The sequence below is a fragment of the Halosimplex halobium genome, assembly GCF_051414055.1.
Taxonomy (GTDB): Archaea; Halobacteriota; Halobacteria; order Halobacteriales; family Haloarculaceae; genus Halosimplex; species Halosimplex halobium.
Genome location: NZ_JBLKNX010000039.1, coordinates 1 through 10,904 on the forward strand (window position 1 = coordinate 1; position 10,904 = coordinate 10,904).

A 10,904-nucleotide genomic window follows, 5' to 3' on the forward strand; every position below is an offset into this window, starting at 1 on the left:
TAAGCGAACAACGGGACGAGAATGGGGTGGCGAACCGCTGTATGACATCCACCGCATCAAGCATCTCAGAGAACCGATCGCCTACCTACCGATTGGAGCGATAGCGACAGGAGAGCCACTCAATCACCGGGGTGGATGGCTTGCTCGATTGGAGTGTCCCCACCGAAGAGCCGGATCGTTTCGCCGACTGTCGCCTCGTCGTCAAGACAGGCGACGACCGTCTGCGCGACATCAGCTCGCGAGATATCCGGCCCGCCGTCATCGTGATACTCGAAGGCTGCTGACACCCGCCCCGTTCCCTCCTCGTCAGTGAGCGTCGTCGGCCGCAGAATCGTGGCATCCAGCGGCGCCTGTTCCAGATAGTCGTCGGCGCATCGCTTGGCCACCCGATACGGGGCAAGCGCCTCCGGCTCGGCCAGCGGCTCGCTCGCGTTGTACGCGCTGATCATCACGTACCGGTCGACGTCGCCGTCGACACAGGCGTCGATACTTCGCCGGGCTCCCCACAGGTCGATCAGCAGTGTCTTGTCCCAGCCGGTATCTCCACCGGAGCCAGCGGTGAATACAACCGCGTCGACACCCTCGAGCGCCGGCGCAAACTCGCCCTTGAGGTCACCGTATCGCGGCTCCCCACCTCGCTCGCGGATGGCGTCGAATTGGGATTCGTCGCGCACGATGCCGATCGGATCGTGCCCGGCGTCCGCGAGGCGAGGCACTAACTCGCGGCCGATGCCGCCGTTCGCACCGATAACTGCGACTTGCATCGTGTATCGTATCGATGTGGACTCGGCTCAATAGACGCTGGGGTCGTCCGAACACCGTCCTGATGGAACAACTGGGTGTCAGAAATGCGATTGAGACATGACGATGCAGAACGATCAAAAATAGTCGTACTGATACAGACAGAGGCAGACACGCGCCGATAGTCGAGTCCCGTATTCACCGGACTCGTGTGCCCACAACGTTGCTCCATCCGTTAAGCATAATCCCAATGCCTGACAGATAGGAGATGGCTGTACGGGGAAGTAGTGAAAACCAATCCTGACAATATATTCTAATAGTAGCAACCATGACATCGTACAAACATCCGCTCGGTATCGTCGCATCGCTCCCGGAAGAAGACGTGAAAGAGCTGGAGGAGGGACTCCGCGGCGACCTCATCCTCCCCGATAACGAGGACTACGAGGACGCGCGGAACGTGTGGAACGGACTCGTCAACAAGTATCCCGCACTCGTCGTACGAGCGAAAGGCGGGGCTGACGTGGCCCGCGCCGTCGGCTTCGCCACCGACCACGATCTCGATCTCGCCATTCGTGGCGGGGCACACAATCAGGCAGGCACCGCCCTCGCCGAGGGCGGACTCGTCGTCGACCTCTCGGAGATGGACAGCGTCAGCGTCGATCCCGACGAACAGGTCGCGCGTGTCGAGCCCGGAACGCGAGCCGAGGACGTCCTCGCCGAGACCCAACCCCACGGCCTTGCGCCGCCGACCGGGAGTGCCGGCGACGTCGGCATCCCCGGCAGCACGCTCGGGGGCGGCATCGGCTGGATGCGCCGCAAGCACGGCCTCGGCATCGACGCCCTCCAAAGCGTCGAACTCGTCACCGCCGACGGCGAGCTGGTGAAGGCCTCGCCCGAGCACAACGAGGATCTGTTCTGGGCGGTGCGCGGTGGCGGCGGCAACTTCGGCGTCGTCACCAACTTCGAGTTCGACCTGTACGAGGTCGGCCCGATGGTGCAGGGCCTCGGGGTCTTCTACCCCGCCGATGTCGCCGAGGACGTGCTGGAAACCCACCGCGAGGTGATGGTGGATGCGCCCGAGGAACTCACCACCATCCTCCTGCGGGGCGAGGTGCCCAACCTGCCGCCGATGCCCGACGAGCTGGCCGGCACGCCTGCAGTCGGTATTCTCGGCTGTTACGCCGGCGATCCCGAGGAGGGCGAGGAGGTCATCGAGCCGCTCCGCAGCGTCGCCGAACCGTTGATCGATATGAGCGACGTGATGCCGTACGAGATGCTGCATGACCTCGGGACGCAGATGTACCCGTGGGGGCGCAAGTACACCCATCGCTCGGTCTTCCTCGATGAGCTGACCGACGAGGCTCACGACATCATCTTGGAGCAGATGGACGAGGCGCCGACCCCGATGGACGCGATCGGTATCTGGTCGATGGGTGGGAATATCGGCCACGGCCCGGACGCGGCCTACGCGTGGGACGACAAGGGGTACATGATCACCATCGAGGGCAACTGGGAGGAGACCGCGAACTCCCCCAACCTCGAATGGGCCCGCGAGACCGAGCAGTTGCTCCGCGATCTCGACGATGCCGGTGCTGAGGGCGCGTACGCGGGCTTCACCGGCGTCGAGGAGCAAGACTGGGAGGACTGGAGCGAGCAGGTTTACGATGACAACTACGACCGGTTGGCCGAAGTGAAGGCGGAGTACGACCCCGACAACGTGTTCAGTCTGAACGTCAACGTCGACCCTGCTGATCGCAACGGATAGCCCAGTTACTACGGTGGTGAGCGAGCGCCGTTCTTTGTGAAGGTCTCACCCGCCCGTTCAGGTGGAGACGAAGTCCGGTATCCGCGTTCGCCGATCATCTGCAGTTCGACGCCCTCCTCGGCGGCCACGTCACACCGCACTGCCAACACCCCCGTCCGCCACGTCAGCAACTTGCCCCGTTCGAAGGAAAGATCATCGGGAAGCACTTCGCAACCTTCGCTAGCGGTGCATTTGATTGCTTCCGCGTCCGGAGCGACCCTCTGGTGGATTAATATAGGTCACTCGACTGAATTGTCTGGTGGCAGTCAATTCGACGAATAGAGGAGAATTTCGTCGAGGATTATCTCGAATCGGTGGTAGAAGTGTCGATCCCGGTGATTTCGAATCGTGCGCCGCCCTCATCGCTTTCAGAAAGATGGAGATTCCACCCGTGGTATTCGGACACACGCTTGACGACCGTCAACCCGATCCCACTTCCTGATCCCGTCGTATAGCCGCCACCGAAGACATCGTCGCGCTCATCGGCGGGAATTCCGGGGCCGTCGTCCTCGACGTAGATCCCGACGTCGTCTATCGTTCCGACGCGCACCGAGACGCTGTCGCCGCCGTGTTCGACGGCATTCCGAAAGAGGTTCTCGAAGAACTGCCGACAGAGCACCGGCTCCACCTGTAGGGTTCGGTCGAGGCCATCATCCATCTGAATTTCGGCCCGTTTCGTCGGGACGACTTCCCAGCAGCCGGCGACGAGCGTCGACAGGTTGACTGGTTCGCGATCTTCCTTGGAAAATGGATCGCCGGTCTTTGCCACCGCCAGCACGTTCTCGATGAGCTTTTCCATTCGATGGTGAGCGTTTTCGATCTTGTCGACGGCCTCACCGTCGTCGATCTTATTGAGCCACGCCATCGCCACATTGAGCGGGTTGCGGAGGTCGTGCGCGGCCGCATTGGCAAGGTGTTCGATCTGGTCGTTCTTCGCAGCCAACCGTTGGGACAATCCCCGCAGTTGCAGCAGCGTGTCGATCCGCCACGCCAACGTGTCCTTGTCGGTCGGCATAGTGAGGATTTCGTCCGCATGCTCCCGAACGTCCGCGTCTGAGGGCACTGATTCATCGCGTTGCACGAGCAAGTACGGAAGTATCTCCGGTTCTGTCTGTTTTTTGGCCTCGATCAGCGTCTCGCGATGTCGATCAAAGGTCGTGACATCGAGCACGCACAGATCGACCGCAGTGGTGGTGAGCGTCTCGGGCGTGTCAGCGGCGATTACCTCGTCGTACTGGGTGTCCAGCCAGTCGGCCAGAACGCGCTGATTGGTCTCGTCGCTGAGTGAGAGCAGAATGCATTCCGTTCCACCCTCTTTGTCGCCTGTGGCTGTCGATGCGGTCTCGGAGGTGACGAGGGTATCGTCCCGGATTCGTTTCAGCGTTCGATCGACGTTCAGCGACGATCGGTCTGTGCTGCGGAATTCATCAGAGGGGATGTAGTGGTCGTTCGGATAGACGGCCTCACCGTTCACCACGAGCGGATGGGTGCGGATGACGTCCGAGAGCATCTCGGACGGGAAGCGATGTCGGTTGTACTGGCACAGAACGACGTAGTCGTCGTCGGCATAGAGGGGATTAAGCAGCGACTCGTACGCCGCCAGCTGCTCGTGTTCCGTTTCGCTTTCGAGAGCCCACGTCATCTCGGCAGCGGCCCTGATACCAGCATACTCGTCACGAGCCTCGGAAAGCGCATCTCGCCAGAAATCAAGCATTGCGTCTCGGTCGAACGTTCCCGTCTCGAGATACGTCTCGCCGGCCGTGTAGAGCGCGAGATCACCCGACTCGCGAGCAGCCGTAACATCAATCCCGCCCGCTTGCAGCGCGTCGATGACGTCTCCCTTCGAGTTGTCATCGGTCACGTAGAGACAGCGTTCATCGTGTTCTATCCCTCGCTTGAGGAAGGGAACGACCGCTGCCATCTGCTCGTCGTGATCCTCGTAGAGGAGCGCGAGATGGTCGTTCGCATGCCCGGCGCTTTGATCCGTGTCGGCCCCCTCGACGGACAGTTGGGCGCTGGGTGCGCTATACTCGATCGGAAGTCCGTAGATAGGAAATACACATCTCTTCTCTCATATAAAACCCATACCACTACAGCTCCTCGTCGGGACTGCCACGGGTGAGAAGGCCCTCTTCGAACAGCCCCCGCAACAGGTTTTCGAGGGCATCGCGGAGGTGCTGACTGTACGTTTCCTGAGAGACGTCCATCATCCCACCCAACTCCCGTTGAGAAACCTGTCGGGGGCGGTCGAAATATCCGCTCACGTACGCCAGTCTCAGTGCTCGCCACTGACGATCCGTGAGTTGCTGTTTCAACTGCATCTTGACACTTCTGTTCGTGAGTAGCGGCAGTACGTACTCGCTCTGTCGCTGAGCGACGAGCTGAAGCGACGGGTGTTCCTCGAGGAGCTCGTCGGTTACTTCATCGGGTTCCCGGTGGGGCAAGATCACGACTGTGATCCGTGCTTCCCCGTTGACCGCTTCGATAGACTGCAGAAGCGACTCTTCCTCTGCAACTATCCCGATAACACAGTCCTCAGTAAGCAACACCTCGGCGACACACTCGTCCTCGGAGAGAGCGATAACTCGGTGATCTCGAACCATATCGCAGGACGTTGCCTGTTCGACGATCGTGTCCTCGTCACCGCTTTCGATCCGATAGAACTCGAAGAGTTTTCTTTCGTCTTCGGGGGCGTAGATCGTGTCCAACAGCTCAACCCGGCACCCAAGATCTTCAGATACTCGTACTACATAGTACGCCGAATCTCGGAGAGAGAATTCGAGTTCTACGAGGGGAGGAGAGTCGCCAGAACGGTTCTGAGTCTCCATACCCCGAATTAGGCTGAGAGGTGAATTCAACCTATCGACGGTTGGATCGAGGGTATCTTGGGCCCGTGCTCCTCCTCGTGTCTCCGCAGTGTTCATACGTCTGCTAATATAATGTGACGGAAGATGAGTCGGGCTGAAGGCTTCCAGCAACCCATACGGGTACTCACGATCGAGCCATCCGACGGAACCCCGCCCGGTATCGGGGAACAGCTCACGGCGATGGGCGACCGGGATCTCACCGTTCAGGCTGTATCGGACGTCGAGACCGCTCACGAGCGGTTGACCTCCGAGCACATTGATTGCGTCGTCTGTCTCCACGATCCACCCGAAGTTGATGGCATCGACGTGTTGACCGCACTTCGCGACCAGCATCCGAGGCTCCCGATCCTGTTCGCGACGGAGACCGATGCCGAGGAGATCATCCAGCACGGCCCGACCGACGTGGTGGAACTGTCGGACGGGAAACTCAACCCCGCGATCGCGACGAATCGCATCTCGTCGATGATCTCTCGGAATCGCGAGCGCGATAAGTACCACCAGATCTTCGAACAGGCCTCCGATGGCATCGCCGTCCACGACCCCGACTCGGGCGAGATTCTCGACGCGAACCGTCGTCTCTATCGCCTCTTGGGGTACGACCCGGAGACGCACGAGTCCCCTTCCTTCTCCGACGTCGTCTCCGGGACGGCCGAGTACACGGAGGCGGCAGCCCGCGAACGAATCCGACAGACCGCCGAGGACGGGCCCCAGACGTTCGAATGGCTCAATCAGACCGCCGACGGGGACGCCTTCTGGGTCGAGGTCAGTCTCAAGCCGGCGACGATCGCCGGCCGCGACCGCGTGCTCTCATTCGTTCGGGACATCACCGACCGGAAGGAGAACGAGCGACTCCTCCGCGATCGCGAACGACAACTCGAGGCCGTGTTCGACCACCCGTCCTCGTTCGCAGTCGTGCTCGACGAGGAGGGCCGCGTCCTGCGAGCGAATCAGCCCGCGCTCGACTACGTGGAAGCCGCCCCCTCGGATGTCGAAGGCTCACCGCTGTGGGAGACGCCGTGGTGGATGGACGACGACGGAACGGCGGAACGCGTCCGAGAGACAGTCGAGGCAGCAGCCGCCGGCGATACCTCCCGGGTGGAACTCGAGATCGCGGCCGGCCCGGAGCGACGAACCCTCGACCTTCACGTCGAACCCGTCTCGAGGGACACCGACGAGGCCACCGGCGTCGAGGGCATCGTCGTCGCGGGGTACGATATCACCGAACGAAAGGATCGCGAGCGGGAACTACGCGAGAGCAGAGACACGCTCCAGCGCCTCCACGAGATAACTGCCAAGCCTGCCGCCTCCCTCGAGGAGCAAGTCGAGCAGTTGCTCGAATTCGGCGCCGATCGGTTCGACATGGACATCGCCTTCCTCTCCCGGATCGACGACGCTGCCGGCGATTTCGAGATCATCGATGCTCGTGGCGATCACGAACTGATTCAGGCGGGCAAGGAGAGCGCCCTCTCGGAGACGTACTGCCGGCACACGATCAGCTCGGAGACCGACGACCCGCTCGCGGTCGAAAACGCCGCGGAGGCGATGGGCGACGACCCCGCGTACGAGCGGTTCGGCCTCGGCTGCTATCTCGGCGACAAAATCGTCGTCGACGGCGACCTCTATGGCACGCTGTGTTTCGCCGACGACGATATCCGTGACCACTCGTTCACGAGTGAGGAGCGGACGCTGCTGGACATCATAGCCCAGTGGCTCGAACAGGAACTCACACAGCGGGAGTACCAGCGGGAACTCGAAGAGGCCCGGAGCAGACTGGAGCAGACCCTCGAACGGATCGACGATGCGTTCTTCGCGGTTGATGAGGAGTGGCGAGTCACCTACGTCAACGAAGCCGGAGCGGATGTCCTGCGTCGGGCGACGGATACCGACTACGACGCTGCAGAGTTGGTCGGACGGAACCTCTGGGAGGAAATCCCCGACGCCGTCGGGACGACGTTCTACGAGCAGTACCACGAGGCGATGGAGACACAGGAATCGGTCTCGTTCGAGGAGCACTACGAACCGCTGGACGTCTGGTTCGAAGTACAGGCCTACCCCGACGAGGACGGGCTCTCGGTGTACTTTACGGATATCACCGAGCGCAAGGAGCGCGAGCAGGAACTGAAAACGAAGACGGAGGCGATGGAAACAGCCCCCGTTGGTATCATCCTCACAGATCCCGACCGGGATGATAACCCGATCGTTTACGCGAACGAGCGGTTCGTAGAGATGACGGGGTACACCGAAGACGAGGTCGTCGGCCGGAACTGTCGCCTCCTGCAGGGCGACGACACGGATCCCGATGCAGTGGCCGAGATGCGGGAGGCGATCGACGACCACCGGCCGGTGTCCGTTGAACTGCGGAATTACCGGAAGGATGGGACGGAGTTCTGGAACGACGTCACCATCGCCCCGGTGAGAGACGAGTCCGGGACTGTGACCAACTGGATCGGATTCCAGCAGGACGTCACCGAGCGAAAGGAGCGCGAGCAGGAACTCGTCCGGTTGCAGGAGCTGCTCGAACAGACGGAACGCATCGCCGACGTCGGCGGGTGGGAGATCGATACGGACACCATGGAGGTGTTCTGGAGCGAACACCTCTTCGAGTTGCTCGGGGTGGACGGCGACGAGGAACCACCGCTGGACGAGGCTCTCAATGTCTACCTCGAGGAAGACCGTCCGATTGTCGAAGAGGCCGTTGACGCCGCGCTCGAATCCGAGGAACCGTTCGACGTAGAGGTGCGATACCGGCGCACAGAAGATACCATCCGGTGGCTCCGGGTACAGGGCGTGCCGATAGTTGACGATGGTGACGTGGTGACGATCCGCGGGGCAGCGCAGGACATCACCGAGCGAAAGGAGCGCGAGCAGACACTCAACGACCTGCTCGACGCCACGCAATCGCTCATTCGCGCGAGCGACGAAGCGGAGCTCATCGACGCGATCGTTGCCGGCGTGAACACGGTATTCGATTACGAGGTCAGTTCGGTTCGGCTTCACGATGCCGAGGCGGGGACGCTCCCGCCGACCCGCATCTCGTCGGGAGCAGAAGCACACGCCTCCGAGTTCCCGACGTACGATGACCGCGAGAGTTTGTTCGGGGAGGTGTTTCAGTCCGATGAGGCGATGGTCGTCGACGATCTGTCGGGGATCACTGGCCACGACTACGGGTCGATCGACTCGGCGATGCTGTTGCCACTCGACGAGTACGGGGTTCTCAGTCTCGGCGCTCTGGAATCAGCTGCGTTCGACGAGGAAGAGGTTGCACTCGTCAAACTGCTCGCGACCGCCGCGGTGAGTGCGTTCGACCGCCTCGAACAGGAATCGGAGATGCGTCACCTCAAGCGGATTATCGATCACGTCGACGAGAAGGTGTTCCTTCTCGACGAAAACGGTCGGTTCATATACGTGACCGAACCGCTCGCAGCATATCTCGGGAGCGACCGGGAGACGCTCGGCGGGACACACCTTACCGATATCGTCGATACCGAGGACACACACGCGTGCGAGGACGCCCTCGAAGAGGTGTTCGCTTGCGACCGTACCGGGAGTCTCACGCTCGAAGTCGACGTGGTGACTCCGAACGACGAGGGACGGCCGATCGAACTCGAACTAGCACCCGTCGAGGGAACGGACAACAGGGCCGAGATCGCGGGCGTCGTCACCGACATCAGCGAACTCGCGGAGACGCGCAGTTCGCTGGAAAGCGAACGCGAGCGGTTCAAGACGTTGTTCGAGAACCTGCCGGATCCAATTGCCGAGGTCGAGTTCGTCGACGATGAGCCCATCGTCCAGTACGTCAACCCCGCGTTCACCGAGACGTTCGGATACGGGCGCGAGACGGCTCACGGATCGAACCTGAACGACCTCATCGTACCCGAGGACGAGCGAGAATCCGCTGCGGATCTCGATGACCGTGCTATCGACGGCGAACAGACGAGGGCCGACGCGCAACGCGAGACGACTGATGGGCGCCGGGATTTCCTCTTTCGTGGAATCCCCTACGCCCGGGAGGAGGGCACCTATGGCTTCGCAGTCTACACGGACATCACGGAGCAAAAAGAGCGCGAGCGGTATCTGCAGGTACTCAATCGCGTGCTGCGACACAACCTTCGCAACGACATGAACGTCGTGATGGCGCTGGCCAAGCGGTTGGCCCAGAACGTCGAGGACGACGAGCTTGCCGAGTATGCACGGACGTTGGAAGACAATGCCGAGGACGTCGCGACCCTCAGTGAGAAGGCCAAGGAGATAGAGCGCGTGCTGGGCAGGCGCGGCAGCGACACCGGCGTCGTCGATGTCGCCTCACATCTCCGCGATGTCGTCTCCGAGCAGCGGGACGCGCACCCCGATGTGCAACTCTCCATCGACATCCCCGACGAGCTGTGGATCGCCGGCAACGAGGACGTTCGGCGAGCGTGTGAAGAACTCATCGAGAACGCGATCGAACACAACGACAGCGCAACGCCACGCATTACCATCGAAACCCGCGATGTCGCCGAGCGAGACGACTGGGTGGAACTGTGCTTCCACGACGATGGCTCGGGCATTCCCGACGACGAGTGGCGCGTCGTCGGCGGTGACGAAGAGATCTCGCAACTCTCTCACGGGAGCGGACTCGGGCTCTGGCTGACCCGATGGATCGTCGAATCCTACGGCGGTGACATCTATCGCGAACAGCGCGAGAACGAGGATGGAACGACTGTCGTACTCAGGTTCCGACGGCAGTCACCCGACGCACCATCTGACGGGACAGAGCAGGCCGAAATCACGTAGTCCGCCGAACCGATGAAACCCACAGGCCAAAGCATGATCGAGAATAAACGACTATCACCGTACAATGTGAGTGAGGTACGTAATGGCGAATAACTCTCCGACTGTTCTCATCGTCGACGATGAGGAAGACGTCGTCGAGATATACGCGCTCGCGCTGAACGACGCGTACGACGTTCGGAAGGCCTACGGCGGTGAAGAAGCTCTCGAAAAGGTCGATGGCACTGTGGATGTCGTCCTGCTCGACCGCCGTATGCCGGGGCTGTCCGGACAGGATGTTCTCGAGGAGATCAGACAGCGGGGCATCGACGTGCGCGTGGGGATGGTAACCGCTGTGGATCCGGACTTCGACATTGCGGAGATGGACTTCGACGCGTACGTGACCAAGCCTGTCGCCGACGAGGACATTCGGGAGACTGTCGAGGAGTTACTCTCCCTCTCGGCGTACGATGACCACACGAGAGAGCTGTTTTCGGTTGCCGAGAAGAAAGCGGCACTCGAATCCGAGAAGACTCGACAAGAACTCGCCGACAGCGACGAGTACGAGGCGCTCGAAAAACGGGCCTCCGAACTCGAATCGCACGCTGCCGAAACCATGGACGACATGGACGAAGAGGCCTTCGAGAAGGTGTGGTCAAGCCTCTCGGAAGACGAAGCCGCTGACAACTAGTTCGCAAACCGGCTGCAGTCCTCTGCTGCGCTGAATCGGTGGATAAATCGCC

6 protein-coding genes and 1 pseudogene are annotated in these 10,904 nt (G+C 61.2%); 4 read left to right on the forward strand and 3 right to left on the reverse strand.

Annotated elements, in window-relative coordinates; all coding sequences use genetic code 11:
• Window positions 1-119: 119 nt before the first annotated feature.
• On the reverse strand, window positions 120-764 hold the full coding sequence (locus ACMGFG_RS24000; RefSeq protein ID WP_436932815.1) for an SDR family oxidoreductase: 645 nt from the start codon (window positions 762-764) through the stop codon (window positions 120-122).
• Window positions 765-1,069: 305 nt separating this feature from the next.
• On the opposite strand from ACMGFG_RS24000, the gene ACMGFG_RS24005 reads away from it, so the two are divergent.
• On the forward strand, window positions 1,070-2,506 hold the full coding sequence (locus tag ACMGFG_RS24005; protein WP_436932816.1) for an FAD-binding oxidoreductase: 1,437 nt from the start codon (window positions 1,070-1,072) through the stop codon (window positions 2,504-2,506).
• A 340-nt stretch (window positions 2,507-2,846) separates the two neighbouring features.
• On the opposite strand, the gene ACMGFG_RS24010 is transcribed toward ACMGFG_RS24005, so the two are convergent.
• Complete coding sequence (locus ACMGFG_RS24010) at window positions 2,847-4,595, reverse strand: MEDS domain-containing protein (RefSeq protein ID WP_436932819.1); 1,749 nt, start codon at window positions 4,593-4,595, stop codon at window positions 2,847-2,849.
• Between the two features lie 40 nt (window positions 4,596-4,635).
• A complete protein-coding gene (locus ACMGFG_RS24015) occupies window positions 4,636-5,949 on the reverse strand; it encodes a bacterio-opsin activator domain-containing protein (protein ID WP_436932817.1) in 1,314 nt (437 codons plus the stop codon).
• Between ACMGFG_RS24015 and ACMGFG_RS24020 the strand changes: the two are divergent.
• From ACMGFG_RS24020 to ACMGFG_RS24030, 3 genes and pseudogenes are all read left to right on the forward strand, one after another.
• Window positions 5,875-6,204, forward strand: a pseudogene (locus ACMGFG_RS24020) (PAS domain S-box protein); the annotation flags it as partial. The gene ACMGFG_RS24015 and the pseudogene ACMGFG_RS24020 sit on opposite strands and share 75 nt — an antisense overlap.
• A 9-nt stretch (window positions 6,205-6,213) precedes the next feature.
• Window positions 6,214-10,185, forward strand: coding sequence for a PAS domain S-box protein (locus ACMGFG_RS24025; protein WP_436932820.1), 3,972 nt, complete (start codon window positions 6,214-6,216; stop codon window positions 10,183-10,185).
• Window positions 10,186-10,267: 82 nt separating this feature from the next.
• Window positions 10,268-10,852 carry a response regulator gene (locus tag ACMGFG_RS24030; RefSeq protein WP_436932818.1) on the forward strand — a complete coding sequence of 195 codons (585 nt, stop codon included), beginning with the start codon at window positions 10,268-10,270 and terminating at the stop codon, window positions 10,850-10,852.
• Window positions 10,853-10,904 lie beyond the last annotated feature (52 nt).